Raw genomic sequence first — 19722 nt, forward strand, 5'->3', positions numbered from 1 at the left:
TCAGGAGGAAGGGCAAAAGGAGAGCCGCGAGGCTCCCCGGAAAGCCCTTCTGAATGGACGCTTCAGATTTTTTGCCCCGACCCGAACGCCGGGATTGGAGGAATGATTTATGCTTATGCCGACTGTTTTCCATGAAAACCTGTTCGATGATTTCTTCGATCCGTTCTGGAATGACGCTGCACTGGAACGTATGATGAACCGTGAGGCACGTGATACCTTTGGTAAGCGCGGTGCAAACATGATGAAGACCGATGTCAAACAGACGGACAACGGCTACGAAGTAGCGGTTGATCTGCCGGGCTGCAAGAAGGAAGACGTTCAGATGGATCTGAACGACGGCTACCTGACCATTCAGGCAGTGCGCAGCCACAGCAACGACGAAAAGGATAAGAAGGGCCGCTATCTGCGGCGCGAATCCTTCTCCGGCACCTGCGCGCGCAGTTTCTACGTGGGCGATGTGAAGAAGGAAGACATCCACGCAAAGTTCGAGGATGGCGTCCTGCACATCGAGCTGCCTGCTCCTCAGCAGACGAAGGCTTTGCCTGAGAACCCGAATCTGATTGCAATCGAGTAAAACGCCGGTCGTGTGCGCCAAGGCACAACGCACATAAAGTGGCCCCGGAGAGCTGTAACAAGCCCTCCGGGGCCATTTTTGTTTCCCGACATCTTTTCCGCAGCGGCAAGGCGTGGTAGAATAATGGCAGAACCAATCCACAGGTGAGAAAATCGAACTTCAGCCTGAAATGCGGAGCCGTTGCATCGAGCATCGCACATGATTCCCATAACCTGATTGTGGCAGGGGACAACGATACCGATATGATGCTGGCCGGCAACACTGTGCGGAAAAACAAAGGCGGACTTGCGTTTGTGGCAGATGGACAGGTCGTGGCAGAACTTGCGCTTCCGGTGGCCGGATTGATGAGCACCGAAAGCGCAGAGAGCGTTGCGGCGAAAATGCAGGCGCTGAACGATGCCCTCAAGGCACATGGTGTAGCGGAAGATATCGGCATCTTTATGACCCTCGCCTTCGTCAGCCTTCCGGTCATTCCCAAACTCAGACTGAATACATACGGCATCATCGATGTAGCGCAGCAGAAAGTCGTTCCGGCTGTTTTTTAATAGGCGATAACAAAAATACTGCCGGAGATCGACCTGAATGGTCCGTCTCCGGCAACAGAACAGTTCGTTTCTACTCTTAGAAGTGAGCCGCATCAAGAGAAAAATTGACGGAAATTCTTATTTGATAAATCGGAATTTGTAGAGGGGGTGTGATTATATGAAAAACAATAGTCCACAAAAGCAGGCTGCCATTTCTTGGATCATTTTGATGATAGGAATATTGCTCGCAGTAATAGGAGCAATGGCGGCAAAGGAGTACAGAGTAAACCTATGCCTGCTAATCGGTGCAATGGTTGTTGTTGGTGGTATTGTATATCATCTCACCATGATGAAATGTCCTTATTGCGGTTGCTCGCTTGTTGGTTATAGGCCGATCCCTAAAGAATGTCCAAAGTGTCATAAAAAATTTGAAGAATAAGTTCGCGTTTATCAAGGTGAACATTTAAGTATTAAAAACGGGAGTGAAACAAATGATGACCATTGCACAGATCATGGAAAAGATGATCGCCTTTTCCGAAGGGAATATCCATGACATCACGCACCTGAGCTGCGTGTGGACCTATGCCAAAACCATTGGTGAGCTGGAGGGGTTGGACGCAGACACGCAGTTTATTCTGGAGGTGGCGGCCATCACCCACGATATCGCCTGCCCGCTCTGCCGCAAAAAGTACGGCAACACCAATGGTAAATATCAGGAGCAGGAGGGTGCCCCGCTGGTGCGGGAGTTCTTGGCGGATACCGGCATGACGGCAGAACAGATCGACCGGGTGGCCTATCTGGTAGGGCACCACCATAGCCCGGCGCAGATCGACGGCATTGACTATCAGATCTTGATCGAGGCGGATTATATCGTCAATGCGTCCGAAAGCGGGTACGGCCAGCAGGCAATCCGAACCTTTATGGAACATACGATGAAGACGGCAGCAGGTATCCGGCTGACGAAAACAGTGTTTGGAGTGTAAAAATGATTCAGAAGCATTGCTTTGAATGCGGCACGGCATTGATTGAAAAAGAACTGGAAGAAGAGGGCATTGTGCCTTACTGCCCGAAATGCCAGCAATACCGTTTCCCGATGTACAATGTGGCGGTCAGCATGATTGTTGTGGATGAGGAGACCGGGAAAATCCTGCTTATCCAGCAGTACGGCAAGCCCTCTTATATTCTGGTGGCTGGATATGTGAACCGCGGTGAGGCAGAAGAACACGCCGTGGTGCGGGAAGTCCGGGAAGAAACCGGGTTGGAAGTAGAGCACCTCCGGTTCAACCGTACCAAGTTTTTTGAGCCGTCCAACACGCTGATGTGCAACTTTACGGCTTTCGTCAGAACCGCAAAGGCGCTGCATATCAACCACGAAGTGGACCGCTGCAAGTGGTTCACCCCGCAGGAAGCCAGAGAAAACATCCGTCCCAACAGCCTTGCAGCGGAATTTTTGAATGCGTATCTGGACGAAGTGGGGAATAAGCCGATGGAGATGTGATTCGTGGCTGTGCCACGGGAATTTTGACGGAAAGTATGGAAAAAAGTTGGTTCGGCCTGTTTCGGTTGACTTTTTATAAAGAATCGATATATATGATACTATATAGTATCAATAAGTATCAACTGCGAGGTGGACAGAATGGATGGGGCACAGTTTGCCAAAATGCTTTCAGATAAGCATTTGCTTGAACTCAATCGGATGGAATACAAGTACTCGACTGTCAACGTCAAAGAATTTGCCGAATTGCTGCGGCAAAACTTTGCGCAGCCTCTGCCGTTGACTGATTTTTCTGGAAATAAGCTGTTTTACCTGCCGAACCTCGCGCAAATTTCAACAAATGGTATGAAGCAGTTGCTCTCTGTCCCTGTCAGTGGACAAAACTTCGGTTTGTCGGCGATGACCGAGGAAATTTATGCTACTTTTCAAATTGAAAGTATCCGCTCGACCCGCAGCAGTATCCGTTATATCCTCGATGGTTATGCCCCTCGTGATGAACAAGAAGCCCGCATCTATGGTATGAAGCGCGGACTGGAGTTTATCGCGAATCGTCAGAATACGATCACCGAGGAGAATCTGCATCACCTATATCAGATCAGCACAGGGGATTATCTCCCGGATGAAGATCGATTACTGCCAAACCACTTTTATCGGCATGGCGAGGTTTTTATTGTGGGCGGTGAAGAACCCAGACCGGGATTTCCGGCAGAGCGGCTTCCCGGTGCTATGAAATGTCTTGTCGATTTTGCGAATGCCAATGACGGCATCAATGAGCTGCATAAGGCTGCCATTCTGCACTTTGCCTTTGCGTACTACCACCCCTATTTTGACGGGAATGGACGCACTGCACGGCTATTCCACCTCTGGTATCTTGTTCAGCAGGGCTATCCTGCGGCACTATTCACGCCGTTTTCCCGATACATCGCTGAAAACAAGGACGCATATTACAAAGCCTACGAACGCGTGGAGAGAAATGCTCTGATTTCCGGCTATACGGATGTGACTCCCTTTCTGTTCTACTTCTGCAATGAGGTCTATAACCGCCTGCAGGTGGATGCAGTCCCGCCGAAAACTGATCTTGAGGTATATCAAACTGCTCTTGCGGAAGGAAAAATCACAGAAAAAGAACGGCTGCTCTGGGAGTATGTTCTGTCTGCTTATGGTGCAGAGGAGTTTACCACAAAGCAGCTGGAAAAGGATTTCCGAAACGCTGCGTATGCAACCATTCGGACGTTTGTGATGAAATTCCATGAGATGGGGCTGCTTACTGCAAGAAAAGCAGGAAACAGGGTGTTCTATCATGTCGGTGGGACTTCTGACGGTCGGCCATTATAATGAATCCAAAAGGAGAACGTTATGAAAACGATTCGTGTTGTGGCCGCTGTGATTTGCGACTCCATGCAGGAAAAGTACAAAATCTACGCTACCGCCCGCGGTTATGGTGACTACAAGGGTCAATGGGAGTTTCCGGGCGGCAAAATCGAGCCGGGTGAAACCCCGCAGCAGGCTCTGAAGCGGGAAATTGAAGAAGAACTGGACACGGAAATCGCCGTGGAGGATTTAATTGGTACAATCGAGTACGATTATCCGGCGTTTCATCTTTCCATGGACTGCTTCTGGTGTGAAGTGGTTTCCGGCGATCTTGTTCTGAAAGAAGCGGAAGCTGCACGATGGCTGACAAAAGATGACATTGATTCCGTTCCGTGGCTCCCGGCGGATCGGACCATTTTGGATGCCATTAGAAGCTCAATGAAGCCAGTGAAACCACTCCATACCAGCGAATATGACAAAGAACCTCTGCAGAGATGCTGAGTGTTTACGGAATGAAGGATGAACTGGGCCGTCCCATGACGCTGCTGGTGAAAGCCGCTATTCCGAAAAAATTGTAAAACAGAGGCCTCTGAATCTTTTCCTAATAAGAAAGAGATTCGGAGGCCTTTATTGGTTGATGGGACGAACTCGGAAAACGGGTCGCAACCGCCCACGCCAACTATGTGATCGAAAAGATCGACCGTCTGAACTGCCCCACATGGCAGAAGCTCGAATTGCTGCAGGCGGTGATCGATACTACCAAAGGAACTTACAAACCCAAGGAACACCAAAAGCCCGGCTGGCAGCCGAGCCGATAAACAAAGCCCCACGCTCAACATATGCTTTTCTGCTCCGACCAGAGACGGTCAGATTCAGAGGCAGTGTTGAGCGTGGGGCTTTTTGTGTTACATAAGTGTTTTGAAATGCTGCCGACACAACAAAACGGTTGATTATTGGCGGCCAATATGGTATCCTATGGCATTGCATAACACGCAAAACAGTTCCGCTTTTTGCTGAAAGAGCGTATTGAAACCGTCCTGATGGAGCAGCAGAAAAAGCTTTTTGAAAAGTAAAAACTCTTGCGTCCCGTGAAAAAAGAAGGTAATATAAATACAGAGCAAGACACAGAACGCAGGGAGGGATGAAAACCATGTTTTACGAGATCATGCACCGGGAAAGCTGTGTGGCACAACTCAGCACGACAGGGGAATGCAGGGTCTGCCTCGAGGATTTCATGCCCTATGATCTGGTTCTGGTGGAATCGGATGATTTTGACGAGCGCATCAATAATGTAACGAACTTTTACTATTGGTGCGCCTCCCGGATGTTGACGTTGGATCGCACCTACGCCAAGGAAATCCTGAACAGTATCGGTGCATCTCAGAGTGTTACGGACAGGGAACGAGCACAGATTGCATTATCCTACCATTGTCTGTCTTTGCTGGATGTGTTCTGGGTGAAAGAAGAAAACGAGAAGATTCGATTCGAGGATATCAACCTTTTTGCACACTCCTTAAGCAATGCGCTTGTGGATATTGCGCTGCGGGGGCACCAAATGATGGTGACAAACGCCCATCTTCTGGCAAATGACCTGTCTACGGGCGGCTTGTACCCCAAAGCATGGGTGCGCAAAGAGGATGGATTCTATCTTTACAAGGATGGCGGCAGGGATGCGGTGGAACGTGAAGTGCTGGCAAGCAAAATCTGCCGATGCTTTGACTGCCATCAGGTACTGTATGAGCAGGGAATGTTTGAAAATGAGCCGGTTTCTATCAGCAAAATCATGACATCTCAGCGATACAGTCTTGTGACCTATGCAGCCTATGACGTCTACTGCACAAACCGTGATTGGAACACGCTGGATAAGATCTTAGAGCTGGATGCTCCCAGTTACTATATGATGAACATTCTGGATTATCTGGTGGGCAATACCGACCGTCATTGGGAAAACTGGGGTCTGTTGGTAGACAACGAAACCAATCAGCCCATCCGTCTGCACGACCTGATGGACTTCAACCGGGCGTTTCAGCAGTACGACACGCCAGAAGGCGCAAACTGTTTGACCGTGGGAAAACGCCATCTGAGCCAAAAAGATGCTGCAGTGGAAGCGGTGCGGAACATCGGACTGAACCAAGTCCGTCAGGTGGAGCACACCGTATTCTCCGAGCATCCGGCATGGAAAGCAACGTTTGAAGAACGACTGCGTGTTTTACGGAACGCCATGTAAGTCAGAGCGAATATCAGAATAATTGAAACAGAATGATTCCATAACGAAAGCCCGTCTGCGCTGCCACATATCGTGGCTTGCAGACGAGCTTTTTCGTTTGGCCGGAGAAAAATTACCATACCTCACATGCGAAGCATAGATGAAAAATCGGAACCAAGGTTTTCCACCAGATGGCAAAAGCACTTCTGACTGATGGTCTTTTGTCCACTCTCCCAGCAGCGGATGCTTGTCCGGCTGACCTTTGCATGGTCGGCAAGCTGCTGACGGTTCCAGCCTTTTGCCTCCCGGTATCTGCGGAGGAAGGCTCCTCCGCCCCGGTGCAGAAACAGGGTGTAGTCGTCCAGAATGTCCTCCACCGGGATGCCGTAAAGGGCGGCGAGCTTGTCCGCAAGTTCCGGCGTAAAGCTGCGGTGAAATGTGCCGCTTTCCAGATCCCGATAGAGCCATTCCTCCATGCCAACCATGGCAGCAACCTCTTTTTGCAGCAGGTCAAGACCATAGCGGCACCAACGCAGACGGTCCCATGGGTTCGGGATGTCGGCGTAAGAGCGGTACATACGGTAGAACGCCTGCGCCTCTACGGTGGTGCGGGGGCCTGCCAAACTTACCTGTAAGATGTATAGAGGGGTTAGACCATAACCCTCACATGACACCCTCTGAAGTAGAAAAAAGGAACCGCTCTCTCGGCTCCAAAAAATCCATTTTGACGTAGATGCGTTATTGCGTGAAAGGGGCGGATTCTCTTTTCCATCCCAAAGTGCGTTGGGGAGAGGATAGCATTTTCAATGCAGCGGCTTGCATAAGTGGAAAACCGCGCTTTGCGTGTGGCATCAAAGGTATCTACCGCTTTCATCAGCCCGATGGTGCCGATGGAAACAAGATCCTCCTGATCGCCCGGCAGGGCGTAATATTTTTTTACGATGTGCGCCACCAGCCGCAGATTGTGGCGGATCAGCTTTTCCCGGGCGGCGGCATCCCCGGCGCGCAGGGCGCTGAAGGCGGCAGCTTCTTCCCGGGCTGTGAGCGGACGCGGAAAGCAGCCGCTTTCCAGATGGAGCGCCAGAAACAGAAATTTTGTGGCGAAAAATTGCAGTAAGGTCAGCAGCACACGATATCCCTCCCGGTACATAGTTGTTAGATTGTATGAGCCGGGGCGCGGATAGTTGCCGGAGAAGCCTTTTGTGCGCGGTATCTTTTCCGCAGGGAAAAAGCGTGGTATACTGAGGAGGAATAACTCGGAATTTAATGGAGGGATGTTTCTATGAAATCTTTTGTTTGCAGTTTGTGTCACAATGGCATACTTGGAGGAGGTCTGTACCTCGATAGTCAGTCGCTTACTTACAAGACAAACAAGCTTACAGTTGACAAAAAATACAGAAATTTAGTTTTGCCGATGCAGGAAATAAAAGAAATCTCTTGGAAGTGGATAGTCTTTCCAATTGCAACAGTTAATATGAAAAATGGAGAACTATATAAATTCATTATTTTCAATAAATCACGCTTTGCAAAATGGTTTCAAGAGTATTCTCGATAAATACAAAGTGTCAAATTCCCATTTATCGAGGGCTCAACTTGCGCAAATTTTCACGCAGATTGGTCTCTCTTTTTTACACAGCCAATGCCAATTAGTACTTGAAAACGAAATGCTGCGCAAGTATACTATACTAGTTATACTGTACAAGCTTGATCACAAATCAGTATGCCAGTTGACCATAAAAGACATACCAGAATTGAAGCGTGCGGCGGGATCAAAACCCTACGAGGATGAAAATGAAATTCGATAGAAGACTTACAGATGAAATCTACACTTCCGATACGGTAAGGCTGGGAAAAAATGCATTTCAGGCCATGCGGGAGACGATCTATCATAATGGCGGTGTCGGAACCATTACCGGGTACTATGATGCCGAATTGTCGATCCTGTCGGTCAGTGATTTGTTGCTGCATAATCTGAACCACAGCTATGCATCCCTGATGGAGCAGACAAAGGGTTCGCTGAAGAATCTTTTCTATAAGAGAGATGCCGCATTCCTCGACAATGTGCGCTTTCGTCAGCTCCAAGGCGAAGGGGAAGGCCGGATCCTTACAGCAGATGGCTCTCCCGTCTATGTGCGTCTCTACAAAAAAGATGCAGTCGATACGGATGGAACACCGATCTGGCTCATGTCAGTACAGATGAACTGGGCGTATGAGAACCTTGCGCTGGTCAATGAATCCATCCATTCTGCACTATGGTATTTTGAGTGTAATGAAAACGGTGAGATCGTTCATGTAAACTGGAGCCATGCGTTCCGGCAGATCCTTGGATATCATGACATTCTGGATTTTCCGAACAAACTGGATTCGTGGTCGAATCTCCTGCACCCGGAGGACTATGACCGGGTAATGCAGCTGCTTTTGGAAACGATTGCGGACAAAACCAATACTACAAAATATAATGTTGAGTACCGACTGAAAATGCAGGATGGCCAATACCACTGGTTCCGGGCATCGGCGGAGGTGATACGCCGTCTGGATGGCTCGGCCAATCGAATTGCCGGAATCATCAGCAACATTGACGCGGAAAAAAGAAGCCGGATGCAGGCGCAGCGGGCAGCGGCATTTCACCGTGCATTTACCAGCGCAAACCTCTGCGAATACTATGTAAATCTGGAAAAGAACACCTTTGATACTTTCAAAGTGGAGCCCTCTTTGATGACGGCCTTTGAGCAGAGCCACACATGGGATGGACTGGTCCGATTCCTTGTGGACAACTATGTGGTTGAAGAGGACAAAAAGTCTGTAACGAATTTCTACAATCGCGCCTACATCACGGAAAAACTAAAGGGGCTGGAGACGGAGCTGCGTCAGGAGTGCCGCATCGTTCTGGATGGAGAGGAACGATGGGTCAGCAACGTGGTCATGCGCGGTGAGATCGAAGATTCCGAATATGCGATGATTTTTCTGCGGGACATCACAGAGTCCAAAGCAGAGACGGCACGGCGGATGCAGATGGCCTCAGATAACGCATCGATGGATCTTTTGATCAAGAGCATGGTGCGTCTGCTGGACCGCTTTGTCGTCTGCGATCTGGAAAATGACCGGTATCGGTTCTATAATCTGCAAGGTGAAATGATATACGCGCCGACGGGAACCTACCATGATTTTGTGGAGCAGGTGGCTGCAAAGTATAAGACACTGGAACCGCTGGACGCATTGGCTGCTTTGATTTCACCGGAAAATATCCGCAAGAATTTGCAGGATGAGAACGACATCTACAAATTTGAATACTGCTCCATAGATGAGAACACCTATAAGATCGCTTCCTTCATTCCGCTGGAGTGGAATGGCACAAAGCTGGTCAAAGCACTGTTGGCATCTATGGATGTGTCACAGGAGAAAAAGGCCGAGATCGAATCCCATAAGGCACTGAAGGATGCGTACCGGGCGGCGGAAAACGCAAGCCGCGCCAAGACGGAATTCCTCTCCAATATGTCCCATGATATCCGTACACCGATGAATGCAATCATTGGCTTGACTGCCATTGCGGGTGCGAATATCGAGAGTCAGGACAGGGTGGTCGAGTGTCTTGGCAAGATCACAAAATCGAGCCGTCATCTGTTGGGACTGATCAATGAAGTGCTGGATATGGCCAGAATCGAGAGCGGGCGAATGAGCCTTGCCGAGGAGGATTTCAGCCTGCCGGAGCTGGTCGATAACCTGCTCACCCTCACAAAACCGGCAATCGACGAGCACCACCATCAGCTCGAAGTCCATGTTGAGCACATCGAGCACGAAGCTGTCTGCGGCGACAGCCTGCGCATCCAGCAGATCTTTGTGAACCTGATGAGCAACGCCGTCAAGTATACCCCGGATGGAGGAAACATCACCCTTACGATCAAGGAAAAACCGAACGGCTTCTCGGAGCTTGGCTGCTACGAGTTTTCCATCGAGGACAACGGCATCGGTATGACGCCGGAATTCCAGAAGATCATGTTCGAGCCGTTCAGCCGGGCAGACGATCACCGGACGACCAAGGTGCAGGGCACCGGTCTTGGCATGGCCATTGCAAGAAACATCGTCAACCTGATGAATGGTGACATTCAGGTCGAAAGCGCTCCCAACAAGGGAACGAAGATCACGGTCACGGTCTATCTGAAGCTTCAGGAGAACGAGAAGGAACAGGAAAAAGAACTGCTCGATCTGCCGGTACTGGTTGTGGACGATGACAAGACCTGCTGCGAAAGCACCGTTGCAACCCTTCAGGAGATCGGCATAGCGGGCGAATGGGTCCTGATCGGCAAGGAAGCCGTGGAGCGCTGCGCGGCGCGGCACAAGACCGGCCGCGACTATTTTGCAGTGATCCTGGACTGGAAAATGCCGGAGATGGACGGTATTGCAACCGCCAGAAGGATTCGGGAATGCGTCGGGGAGGACGTCACGATCATCATCCTGACTTCCTTTGATTTCAGCGAGATCGAAGAAGAAGCCAGAGCAGTGGGCGTAAATGCGTTTATGGCAAAACCGCTGTTCCGTTCCCGTCTGACGGCAACTCTGCGGCAGTTTACATCCGGGAAGAAGGAGAAAAACGCCCGGAACTATCTGGAAGACTTTGCGAAGGAAAACTATGCGGGTAAGCGGATCCTTCTTGTGGAAGATAACGAGCTGAACCGTGAGATCGCAACCGAGATCATAGGCATGACGGGCGTGACCATTGACATTGCCGAAAACGGAAAAATTGCAGTCGAAAAGGTGATGGAAGCGCCAGAAAAGTGGTACGATCTCATTTTTATGGACATCCAGATGCCCATCATGAATGGTTACGAAGCCACTGCTGCGATCCGTGCGCTTGCCGGCAGCCGGGGCAAAGTGCCCATCATTGCCATGACGGCAAATGCCTTTGCCGAGGACGTGCAGCTGGCAAAGAACACCGGCATGAACGAGCATATCGCCAAACCGCTTGATTTGAATAAGCTGAACGATGTACTGAAACAGTGGCTGTGATCTGTGCATTGCCGTAAGGCGCGTGATAAGGCTGAAGCCCCAATTGCTCCAGCCAATGTCAGAGTTTCTTAATTGTCCATCAAAAATACGCTGGTACGTTTTACACTGTGACGATTCAAAAAACGAAGGAGAGGTGTTTTGCTATGATCTACAAAAAGCAATACGGTCAACCGTTTGATACCGAAAGTGTAGTGGGTTCTTTTTTGCCCATGATGGAAACGATACCCTATCTGACCAAGGAGCCGGATGGTTTCTCCTATGCCATGGAGCCGCAGGATGTTCTGTATGGTCTTGGCGAAAACGTCCGTGGTATCAACAAGCGCGGGTGGGTGTACGAAAGCAAATGCTCCGATGATGGCAACCATACCGAGGGCAAATCCTCGCTGTACGGTGCTTATAATTTTATGATCGTGTCCGGCAAGGATACATTTGGCTTTTTTATCGACTACCCGGGCAAGGTCACCTTTGACTGCGGCTACACCGACCTGGATACCTTACGCATCACGGTGGCCGAGGAAAATTACGATTTCTACATCATTGAGGGCGAAAGCCTGACCGATATTGTGCACCAGTTCCGTCAGTTGGTGGGGCGCAGTTATATTCCGCCCAAATGGGCTTTTGGCAACGCCCAGAGCCGCTGGAGCTACATGAACGAGGACGAGGTCCGCGAGGTGGTGGCAAATTACCGTGCCAATAATATGCCGCTGGACGCTGTGGTTCTGGATATTGATTACATGGAGCGTTACAAGGACTTTACGGTGGATGCGCAGCGTTTCCCGCATTTTGCAGACTTTGCCGCCGAGATGAAAGCGCAGGGCATCCGTCTTGTCCCCATCATCGATGCAGGAGTCAAGGTCGAAGAGGGATATGATGTGTACGAGGAGGGCGTGAAAAAAGGCTATTTCTGTACGAATCAGGATGGCACCCCCTTTGTAGCCGGTGTGTGGCCGGGGCTGGTACACTTCCCCGATATGCTCAACCCGGAAGCCCGTGCTTGGTTTGGCAGTCAATATAAAGTTCTGCTGGATCAGGGAATCGAGGGCTTCTGGAATGATATGAACGAGCCTGCGATCTTTTACTCCGAGGAAAGGCTGAAAAAGACCTTTGCCAAAATTGAGGAATACAGCAAGCAGAGCCTGGATATTTCCAGCTTTTTTGCCTTTACCGGCATGGTGAGAGAGCTTTCCAATAACGAAAACGATTATAAGCTGTTCTACCACAACACCAAGCAGGGGCGTATGCGGCACGACAAGGTACATAATCTTTTTGGTTATAACATGACCCGTGCGGCAGGCGAGGCTTTTGAGCGGCTGGAGCCGGACAAGCGCATTTTGATGTACTCCCGTTCTGCCTGCATCGGGATGCACCGGTATGGCGGCATCTGGACTGGCGACAACCATTCTTGGTGGAGCCACATTCTGCTTGCGCTGCGCATGATGCCCTCCCTGAATATGTGCGGCTTCCTGTACGAAGGCCCCGACATTGGCGGCTTTGGCAGCAATACCACAGAGGATCTGGTGCTGCGCTGGTACGGCTTGGGCATCTTCTCTCCGCTGCTGCGGAACCACTCTGCCAAAGGCACCCGCCGGCAGGAGCCATACCGTTTTAAGAACAAGGCTGCCTTTGCCGGTATCTTACAACTGCGCTACCTGCTGCTGCCCTACATTTACAGCGAGTACATGAAGGCTGCTCTGCACGACGGCATGTATTGTATGCCGTTGGCGTTCGCCTTCCCGGAGGACGACTTTGCCCGCCGGGTGGAGGATGAGGTGATGATCGGTGAAAGCCTGTTGATCGCCCCGGTATATGAGCAAAACGCCCGAGGTCGGTATGTTTATCTGCCGGAGGAGATGCTGCAGGTGCGGGTAAAGTACAGCGAAAGCAACCGCATCGAAACCAGCGTGCTGCCGGCAGGCCATCATTACATTCCGGTGGAGCTGGATGAAGTGGTGTTCTTTATGCGCAAGGGACACCTTCTGCCCCTTGCCAAGGACGGCAAAAAGATCCAGAGCGTTGCCGATGTGGATTTTGCAGATCTGCGCCTGCTTGCCTATGCTCCCGATGGTGCATCCTATGAATACTATACCGATGACGGCGAGACAAAGGATTATGATAATCCGGAACATTTTGTGCATATCACGCTGGATGCGGATGGAAACGCAAAGAGCGATCGCGCTACGGTCAAAGTAGAAGGATAATCGTCAGTCATTACGCAGTTCCTACAGAGTGGCAGCGTTTCAGCTTGAAATGCTGCCACTCTTTTTTGTTGTCTATATCACAGATAAAATAGCCACTCTATCTGGGCATCCGGGAAGAATGAGAGGACGAGAAATGCTGAAAGAGATGTTTATGGGACACCTCTTTCGATAAAATGACCTCAGAAGAAGCAAAACACACTTCGGACGGAGGAAAACACAATGGCAAACGGTGATTATGGCTACTTTGGCAAAGGCGACACGGGCTATGCCCAGTACATGACGGCCTTCAACCGCAACTTTGGCGGCTCGTCCGGCGGTGGCGGCGGCGGAAACCACAATAATGGCGGTGGCGGCGGGGGAGACGGCAGCGGCTGCGGCTGTCTCATTGCCATTGCGGTGGTGGTCGTGCTGGTGCTTATTGCCATGGGAAGCTGAGGAAATTTCCATAGCACAAGGCTGCTTGCGTGACCCGGTCACAGAAAATCTAACTAGGAAATGTTATCATATAGCCACAGGAAACACCAACAACATTCCGATGGAGGATTTGAATATGAAGGCAAAGTTTTATATCTGTGAGCACTGTGGCAATCTGGTCACCACCATCCACAACGCAGGGGTTCCGCTGGTCTGCTGCGGCGAAAAGATGAAGGAGCTGCTCCCCAACACGGTGGAAGCCAGCGGCGAAAAGCATCTGCCGGTGGCGGAGCACTCCGGCAGCACCCTCACCGTCACGGTGGGTGCAGTGGAGCACCCCATGGTGGATGTGCACAACATCCAGTGGCTCTTTGTGGAGACCGAAAACGGCGGACAGCTCCGCTATCTTACCCCCGGGCAGGCACCCAAGGCGGTGTTTGAGCTGGGCAGCGAAAAGCCGGTGGCGGTCTACGCTTACTGCAACCTGCATGGTCTGTGGATGACGAAACTTTAAGAAATGAACGGGCTCCTGCCAGTGGTTGACGCTTGCAGGAGCTTTTTTGCGTGCAGACGCTTTTCTGTGGAAAGAAAGCATGACACCGTTATTATGAAGAAAAATCTTACCGAGCTTGTTTTCATCCTTGACCGCAGCGGCAAGCTCTCGTCAAAATTCCGGGTGCCATTCGTCCCGGATACCAATGTCGGCGCAGACGATCTTTCCGCACAGGGGCGCAGAGTTTTTTGCGATATGCAAAGGCTTATAGCTGTCGAAGGTTACGGTCAAATCTGCATGGGCAGCACCTTCGGCAACCTCGCTGGTATCCGTGTTGATGCCGCTGGGCAGGTCTACGGCCAGCACAAAGGCACCGCTCTTGTGCAGACGGCGTATCAGCCCGCAGGCAGCAAGACCGGAAGGCCGCAATTCACCATGGAACCCGGTGCCGTAGAGGGCATCCACAACGGCAGCAAAGCTCTGGGTTTCCAGTACAGAACCGTCAGTGCAGACGTGCACCGGCAGGGAGTGCAGACGCTCAAAGTTGCGGATGGCGTCAGAAGTTTTCGGCTCGCCCTCGGCCAGAAAAACGGTCACGTTCCAGTCATCTTTTGCAGCGGCGCGGGCAATCACAAACCCATCGCCGCCGTTGTTGCCTTTTCCGCAGACCACCAGCAACCTGCCGGGATGCGGGAACTGCTTTTGCAGTTCGGCGTAAGCCGCCAGCCCGGCGTTTTCCATCATTTGCAGGTAAGGCAGACCATGGACATCTCCGGCCCGTTCGATCTCCTTCATCTGCGCAGCCGTCACAATGCGATGTTTCATGTTGGCACCTTCTTTCTATCTCTATTATAATGGATGAAAATGTTTGGAACAAGATGAAAGATACCGGTGCATAGAATCTGTCCCCGGAGAGTGGCAATAAGCCCTCCGGGGATATTTTTGTTTTTGGGAATCTTTTCCGCAAGGGAAAATCATGGTATACTGAACGCAACGAATCCAAAGTAATAAACCGGGAGGTACCGTTATGAAGTGGGGAATTTTAGCGACCGGCACCATTGCCAAAAAGTTTGCGTCTACGGTGGAACAGATGGGCGCAGAGGGAGAGCAGCTTGTTGCCGTGGGTTCACGGCACATGGAAAGCGCACAGGCGTTTGCGCAGCAGTACGGCATCCCCCGCTGCTATGACTCCTACGAAGCCCTTGCCGCCGACCCGGAGGTGGAGGCTATCTATATTGCCACCCCTAACACTCTGCATTACGAAAACTGCAAGCTCTGCTTGGAGCAGGGCAAGCACGTTTTGTGCGAAAAGCCCTTTACCATCCGCCCGGAACAGGCGCAGGAGCTGTACTGTCTGGCAGAGGAAAAGCACCTCTTTCTCATGGAGGCGTTCTGGATCTGGCTGCTGCCGCTGTATGACAGCCTGCGCGAGATCCTTGTGGCGGGCACCATCGGGGAGCTGAAGCAGATCACCTGTCAGTACGGCTTTGTGGCCTCCGGTGCCCGGAAGGACCGCAAGTTTGATTCCAGTCTGGGCGGCGGTGCACTGCTGGATATCGGCATCTACAATCTGGGCTTTCTGCGTATCCTTACCGGACAGGACCCGGAGAAGGTGGAAACCAAAGAGGTGCACATCAACGAGTACGGCACCGACGATTACAGCCGCCTTGTGCTGACCTACCCCGGCGGCTGCATGGCAGAGTCGGTCCAGACCATCGGGCAGGAGCTGGAGCGCAATGCCCGCATCCTTGGCACCAAGGGCAGTATTTTCCTGCCGGATTTCCAGCACGCCGAGACCATGACGCTGGAAGTGGAGGGCAAAGAGCCGGAGGTCATCCGCTGCCCGGTGGACATCAACGGCTTTGAGTACGAGATCCGGGAAGCAAGCCGCTGCGTAAAGCTGGGACGTACCGGCAGCGACCGCTACACCCTGCAGGACAGCCTTGCCCTGACCCGCCTGATGTACGACACCCGCATGAGCTGGGGCATGAAGTTTGCGGGCGAGGTGTAAGCACACACCTTGCCGCAAAGGGCTTTTTTGCGTGCGGAAACCATGGGACACTAAGAACGACAACTTGGAATTTGGCGAAGGAGTGTGAATGGATGAAAAAGAAAATAATTCTATCAATAGCGTTTCTGATCAGTTTATTACCAATGTTATTTAACCAATATGGCGGATTAAAAGGTGTACAGGAAATTACCGGCTTGATAAATCTACTCAATCCTATTGGAATAGTGTCTGTCATTTTGTTTGTTTTAGGAGTATGGTTTCCCGTCAAGAAACGAGTTGTTAGTAAAAGTTTAGGCGCATTAGGCGTGATTGGGATTGTGGTCTCCGAAATATATAAATTCCTCACCTGGCATACATTGACTGTCACCGGTGAAGTCAGTTTACAGAATAGCATTCGATTAGCATTCCCCGAGTTTTATATAGGATTGACCATTTCTTTGGTAATGGTGATTGCTTATTTTGTGATTGACAAGTAAACTTGGCATAAGGACAACTTCCAGTCTGCCGGGCAGACAGGCAACTGAAAACCACACAAAAAACGAAGGAGCAGCCATGGTACTTTATTTTACGGGAACCGGCAACAGCCGGTATCTGGCGTGGCGCATTGCCGAAGGGCTGGAGATGCCGCTTTACGACCTGAACGCCTGCATCAAGGCAGGGGATACTGCCCCGGTGCAGACCGGGCGGGATGTGGTGCTGGTGACGCCTACCTACGCATGGCGCATCCCCCGGGTGGTGTCGGAGTGGCTGGGCAAGACCGCGCTGACCGGGGCAGAGCGTATCTGGTTTGTGATGGATTGCGGCAGCGAGATCGGCAATGCGGCAAAATACAACCGGCAGCTTGCAGCGCAAAAGCAGCTGCAGTATATGGGCACAGCTCAGATCATCATGCCGGAAAACTACATTGCCATGTTCAATGCGCCCCGGAAGGAGCAGGCACGGAGTATCGTGGAGCAGACAGAGCCTGCACTTCAGAAGGTACTGACCCAACTCAAAGCCGGGCAGGAGTTTCCTCCGCCGAGAGAGAACCTCTACGACCGCTTTATGAGCGGCCCGGTAAACCCGGTGTTCTATTGCTTTTTTGTAAAAGCGGATGCCTTCCGGGCAACGGACGCCTGCATCGGCTGCGGTAAGTGCGTGGAACTGTGCCCCCTGAACAATATCCATCTGGAAAACGGCAGGCCGGTCTGGGGCAAAAACTGCACCCACTGCATGGCGTGCATCTGCTATTGCCCCAAAGAGGCCATTGAGTACGGCAAAAAGAGCAAAGGCAAGCCCCGGTATCACTTTGAAGCACTGGAAAAAAGCAGGACGTATGAAGAAAAAAGGAAAAACGATGATGGTAAAAAGTAGATGAAGTATTTATACTTACATGGATTAGGACAAAAACCAGACAGTTGGGATAGAGTGATAAAAGAAACGAAGGTCTCGGACAGCAGCGTCTGCTTGAGTTTGACAGAGATGCTGGAGGACAAAGCGGCCACTTATGGGGAACTGTATGCTGCATTTTCAGGAGAGTGTGATCAGGAATTTTATGATAATGTCGAATAAACTATGATTCATCAAAGAAAGAGGACTTTAAAATGAACATCGAAGAACGGGCGGCACAGGCTGCCGCATGGAAAGCTACTGGACAGTGCAACTGTGCACAGGCGGTGCTGAAGACATTTGAGGACAAGCTGCCGGTGGATGCCGACACCCTGATGAAGCTGGGCGCAGGCTATGCCGCCGGCATGGGCTGCATGGAGAGCACCTGCGGCGCACTGATCGGCGCTGTGATGGTGGCGGGCATCGTCACCGACGGCAAGGGCACACCCCGCATTTCCAAGGAGCTGCTGCAAAATTTTCAGGAAAAGTGCGGTGCTACCATCTGCAAGGATCTGAAGGGGATAGAGAACGGCGCACCGCTGTGCCCGTGCCCGGAGTGCGTCCGCAACGCTGTTCTGGCACTGGGCGAGGTGCTGGGAGAGTAAGATGAAGAAGATCTTGTTTGTTTGCCACGGCAACATTTGCCGCAGCCCTATGGCGGAATTTGTGATGAAGGACTTAGTGGAAAAGGCCGGGCTTTCCGGGCAGTTTGAAATCGCCTCGGCGGCCACAAGCACCGAGGAAATCGGCAACCCGGTCTATCCGCCTGCCCGGCGCAAGCTGGCTGAGCATGGCATCTGCTGTGCAGGCAAGACTGCCCGGCAGATGACCCGGCGGGACTATGAGACCTACGATTATCTCATCGCCATGGACCGCAACAACCTGTGGAATATGGTGCGGTTTGTGGGCAGTGACCCGGAGCATAAGGTCTCATTGCTGATGGATCACACCAGTCGCCCCGGCGATGTGGCAGACCCGTGGTACACCGGGGATTTTGAAGCCACATGGCAGGATGTGCTGGAGGGCTGCACCGCCCTGCTGGAAGAGTTGCGATAAAAGGGAAAGGGGATGACGAAACGTTATTGCAAGGGCGAACGGTTTGCTGACCTGTCGTTTGCCGGGGAAGTCTTTGAAAGAATAAACCTATTGACATTGTAAGAAAATGGGTTTATACTATCCCCAACACAAGGAAGGGAGCGTAGACAGATGAAACATACAGCAGATGCCCGGCACAGGCTGCCCGGGCGAATGCGCTGCTCCCAGACAAATTCCCGGCAGACAGACTGAGAAAAAACAGGAAGATGCCGTTGTCTGGGAGATGTGCCCGAACATACATCGTCACAATAAAAGGAGAACCGACAATGGCTGATTATAAACTGTGGAACGCACTGAAAGATGCTAAAAAATATCGCTGGGTGGAACTTTCTCACTCGCTGAACAACGAAAGCCCCTACTGGTCCGGCATCCCGGAAGGCTCTGTGGAGCTGGCAAAGACCGTGTGGGACTGGGGCAAGCCGGAACTGGAATGCCTGATCCAGACCTTCAAATTTCCCGGACAGTTCGGTACCCATATCGACTTCCCGGGGCACTTCATCAAGGGCAAAGCACTGTCCGAAAAGTATGATGTGAACGACCTGATCTTCCCGCTGGTGGTCATCGATATTTCCCAGCAGGCCAAGAAAGACCCTCGCTACGCTGTGACGGTGGAGGACATCAAGGCCTATGAAGCAAAGTACGGTCCTATCCCGGATGGTGCACTGGTGGCTCTGCGCAGCGACTGGTATAAGAAGTGGCCGGATATGGATGCGCTGTCCGGCATCGACGCAGAGGGCAAAGAAAATGCTCCCGGCTGGTCGCTGGAAGCATTGGAGTATATCTACAAGGTGCGCAACGCCGCCGCCAATGGCCATGAAACGCTGGATACCGATTCCTCTGCGGTGGCGGAGGAAAAGGGCGACCTTGCCTGCGAGCGCTATGTTCTGGACAACGACAAGCTGCAGGTGGAGGTGCTTGCAAATCTGGATAAAGTTCAGCCTGCCGGTGCGGTGGTCATCGTTTCTTATCCCCGCATTGAAGGTGCAACTGGTCTGCCTGCACGGGTCTGGGCCATTACCGAATAAGAGC

21 protein-coding genes are annotated in these 19722 nt (G+C 51.5%); 18 read left to right on the forward strand and 3 right to left on the reverse strand.

Annotated elements, in window-relative coordinates; genetic code table 11:
* The first annotated feature begins 109 nt into the window (after positions 1-109).
* The 8 genes from WMO44_RS07160 to WMO44_RS07195 all read left to right on the forward strand — a co-directional run bounded on the left by WMO44_RS07160 (position 110) and on the right by WMO44_RS07195 (position 6131).
* A complete protein-coding gene (locus WMO44_RS07160; protein WP_097778868.1) occupies positions 110-574 on the forward strand; it encodes an Hsp20/alpha crystallin family protein in 465 nt (154 codons plus the stop codon).
* A 143-nt stretch (positions 575-717) separates the two neighbouring features.
* Complete coding sequence (locus WMO44_RS07165; RefSeq protein ID WP_343251943.1) at positions 718-1119, forward strand: adenine deaminase C-terminal domain-containing protein; 402 nt, start codon at positions 718-720, stop codon at positions 1117-1119.
* A gap of 157 nt (positions 1120-1276) precedes the next feature.
* The gene (locus tag WMO44_RS07170; protein WP_097778869.1) at positions 1277-1537 is read left to right on the forward strand and encodes a hypothetical protein; all 261 of its coding nucleotides are present in this window, start codon (positions 1277-1279) and stop codon (positions 1535-1537) included.
* Positions 1538-1589: 52 nt separating this feature from the next.
* On the forward strand, positions 1590-2081 hold the full coding sequence (locus WMO44_RS07175; RefSeq protein WP_097778870.1) for an HD domain-containing protein: 492 nt from the start codon (positions 1590-1592) through the stop codon (positions 2079-2081).
* 2 nt (positions 2082-2083) lie between these two features.
* Positions 2084-2596, forward strand: coding sequence for an NAD(+) diphosphatase (locus WMO44_RS07180; RefSeq protein WP_005922551.1), 513 nt, complete (start codon positions 2084-2086; stop codon positions 2594-2596).
* Positions 2597-2734: 138 nt separating this feature from the next.
* Complete coding sequence (locus WMO44_RS07185) at positions 2735-3928, forward strand: Fic family protein (RefSeq protein WP_349152171.1); 1194 nt, start codon at positions 2735-2737, stop codon at positions 3926-3928.
* A 21-nt stretch (positions 3929-3949) separates the two neighbouring features.
* A complete protein-coding gene (locus tag WMO44_RS07190) occupies positions 3950-4405 on the forward strand; it encodes a (deoxy)nucleoside triphosphate pyrophosphohydrolase (RefSeq protein WP_349152172.1) in 456 nt (151 codons plus the stop codon).
* Positions 4406-5045: 640 nt separating this feature from the next.
* Positions 5046-6131, forward strand: a complete 1086-nt coding sequence (locus WMO44_RS07195; protein WP_349152173.1) for a hypothetical protein — start codon at positions 5046-5048, stop codon at positions 6129-6131.
* Positions 6132-6253: 122 nt separating this feature from the next.
* Here WMO44_RS07195 and WMO44_RS07200 read toward each other — a convergent pair whose 3' ends face one another.
* The gene (locus tag WMO44_RS07200) at positions 6254-6733 is read right to left on the reverse strand and encodes a helix-turn-helix domain-containing protein (RefSeq protein WP_349152174.1); all 480 of its coding nucleotides are present in this window, start codon (positions 6731-6733) and stop codon (positions 6254-6256) included.
* A 26-nt stretch (positions 6734-6759) separates the two neighbouring features.
* A complete protein-coding gene (locus tag WMO44_RS07205; RefSeq protein WP_349152175.1) occupies positions 6760-7422 on the reverse strand; it encodes a sigma-70 family RNA polymerase sigma factor in 663 nt (220 codons plus the stop codon).
* Between the two features lie 479 nt (positions 7423-7901).
* On the opposite strand from WMO44_RS07205, the gene WMO44_RS07210 reads away from it, so the two are divergent.
* From WMO44_RS07210 to WMO44_RS07225, 4 genes are all read left to right on the forward strand, one after another.
* Complete coding sequence (locus WMO44_RS07210) at positions 7902-11114, forward strand: hybrid sensor histidine kinase/response regulator (RefSeq protein ID WP_349152176.1); 3213 nt, start codon at positions 7902-7904, stop codon at positions 11112-11114.
* Between the two features lie 143 nt (positions 11115-11257).
* Entirely contained in the window at positions 11258-13312 is a 2055-nt protein-coding gene (locus tag WMO44_RS07215) for a TIM-barrel domain-containing protein (protein ID WP_349152177.1), read from the forward strand.
* 219 nt (positions 13313-13531) lie between these two features.
* The gene (locus tag WMO44_RS07220) at positions 13532-13747 is read left to right on the forward strand and encodes an HFLK protein (RefSeq protein ID WP_117526804.1); all 216 of its coding nucleotides are present in this window, start codon (positions 13532-13534) and stop codon (positions 13745-13747) included.
* Positions 13748-13862: 115 nt separating this feature from the next.
* The gene (locus WMO44_RS07225) at positions 13863-14240 is read left to right on the forward strand and encodes a desulfoferrodoxin family protein (protein WP_349152178.1); all 378 of its coding nucleotides are present in this window, start codon (positions 13863-13865) and stop codon (positions 14238-14240) included.
* Between the two features lie 150 nt (positions 14241-14390).
* Here WMO44_RS07225 and WMO44_RS07230 read toward each other — a convergent pair whose 3' ends face one another.
* The gene (locus tag WMO44_RS07230) at positions 14391-15044 is read right to left on the reverse strand and encodes an NAD(P)H-hydrate epimerase (RefSeq protein ID WP_349152179.1); all 654 of its coding nucleotides are present in this window, start codon (positions 15042-15044) and stop codon (positions 14391-14393) included.
* A gap of 202 nt (positions 15045-15246) precedes the next feature.
* Between WMO44_RS07230 and WMO44_RS07235 the strand changes: the two genes are divergently transcribed.
* From WMO44_RS07235 to WMO44_RS07260, 6 genes are all read left to right on the forward strand, one after another.
* Entirely contained in the window at positions 15247-16230 is a 984-nt protein-coding gene (locus WMO44_RS07235; RefSeq protein ID WP_349152180.1) for a Gfo/Idh/MocA family protein, read from the forward strand.
* A gap of 92 nt (positions 16231-16322) precedes the next feature.
* Positions 16323-16706: a hypothetical protein gene (locus tag WMO44_RS07240; RefSeq protein ID WP_097779536.1), complete on the forward strand. Its 384-nt coding sequence runs from the start codon at positions 16323-16325 to the stop codon at positions 16704-16706.
* 76 nt (positions 16707-16782) lie between these two features.
* The gene (locus WMO44_RS07245) at positions 16783-17583 is read left to right on the forward strand and encodes an EFR1 family ferrodoxin (protein ID WP_349152181.1); all 801 of its coding nucleotides are present in this window, start codon (positions 16783-16785) and stop codon (positions 17581-17583) included.
* A 230-nt stretch (positions 17584-17813) separates the two neighbouring features.
* Positions 17814-18203, forward strand: a complete 390-nt coding sequence (locus WMO44_RS07250; protein ID WP_207685221.1) for a C-GCAxxG-C-C family protein — start codon at positions 17814-17816, stop codon at positions 18201-18203.
* 1 nt (position 18204) lies between these two features.
* Complete coding sequence (locus tag WMO44_RS07255; RefSeq protein ID WP_349152182.1) at positions 18205-18654, forward strand: low molecular weight protein-tyrosine-phosphatase; 450 nt, start codon at positions 18205-18207, stop codon at positions 18652-18654.
* Between the two features lie 305 nt (positions 18655-18959).
* Positions 18960-19718 (forward strand): cyclase family protein, encoded by a 759-nt coding sequence (locus WMO44_RS07260; protein ID WP_044960096.1) that lies wholly within the window; start codon positions 18960-18962, stop codon positions 19716-19718.
* The last annotated feature ends 4 nt before the right edge of the window (positions 19719-19722 follow it).

This window comes from Faecalibacterium tardum (assembly GCF_040096515.1).
GTDB lineage: Bacteria > Bacillota > Clostridia > Oscillospirales > Ruminococcaceae > Faecalibacterium > Faecalibacterium tardum.

Coding starts and splice junctions, on each gene's coding strand:
- WMO44_RS07250 (WP_207685221.1), top strand. CDS start 17,814: ATGAACATCGAAGAACGGGCGGCACAGGCTGCCGCATGGAAAGCTACT.
- WMO44_RS07215 (WP_349152177.1), top strand. CDS start 11,258: ATGATCTACAAAAAGCAATACGGTCAACCGTTTGATACCGAAAGTGTA.
- WMO44_RS07160 (WP_097778868.1), top strand. CDS start 110: ATGCTTATGCCGACTGTTTTCCATGAAAACCTGTTCGATGATTTCTTC.
- WMO44_RS07195 (WP_349152173.1), top strand. CDS start 5,046: ATGAAAACCATGTTTTACGAGATCATGCACCGGGAAAGCTGTGTGGCA.
- WMO44_RS07255 (WP_349152182.1), top strand. CDS start 18,205: ATGAAGAAGATCTTGTTTGTTTGCCACGGCAACATTTGCCGCAGCCCT.
- WMO44_RS07235 (WP_349152180.1), top strand. CDS start 15,247: ATGAAGTGGGGAATTTTAGCGACCGGCACCATTGCCAAAAAGTTTGCG.
- WMO44_RS07245 (WP_349152181.1), top strand. CDS start 16,783: ATGGTACTTTATTTTACGGGAACCGGCAACAGCCGGTATCTGGCGTGG.
- WMO44_RS07225 (WP_349152178.1), top strand. CDS start 13,863: ATGAAGGCAAAGTTTTATATCTGTGAGCACTGTGGCAATCTGGTCACC.
- WMO44_RS07175 (WP_097778870.1), top strand. CDS start 1,590: ATGATGACCATTGCACAGATCATGGAAAAGATGATCGCCTTTTCCGAA.
- WMO44_RS07180 (WP_005922551.1), top strand. CDS start 2,084: ATGATTCAGAAGCATTGCTTTGAATGCGGCACGGCATTGATTGAAAAA.
- WMO44_RS07170 (WP_097778869.1), top strand. CDS start 1,277: ATGAAAAACAATAGTCCACAAAAGCAGGCTGCCATTTCTTGGATCATT.
- WMO44_RS07190 (WP_349152172.1), top strand. CDS start 3,950: ATGAAAACGATTCGTGTTGTGGCCGCTGTGATTTGCGACTCCATGCAG.
- WMO44_RS07220 (WP_117526804.1), top strand. CDS start 13,532: ATGGCAAACGGTGATTATGGCTACTTTGGCAAAGGCGACACGGGCTAT.
- WMO44_RS07185 (WP_349152171.1), top strand. CDS start 2,735: ATGGATGGGGCACAGTTTGCCAAAATGCTTTCAGATAAGCATTTGCTT.
- WMO44_RS07210 (WP_349152176.1), top strand. CDS start 7,902: ATGAAATTCGATAGAAGACTTACAGATGAAATCTACACTTCCGATACG.
- WMO44_RS07240 (WP_097779536.1), top strand. CDS start 16,323: ATGAAAAAGAAAATAATTCTATCAATAGCGTTTCTGATCAGTTTATTA.
- WMO44_RS07230 (WP_349152179.1), bottom strand. CDS start 15,044: ATGAAACATCGCATTGTGACGGCTGCGCAGATGAAGGAGATCGAACGG.
- WMO44_RS07260 (WP_044960096.1), top strand. CDS start 18,960: ATGGCTGATTATAAACTGTGGAACGCACTGAAAGATGCTAAAAAATAT.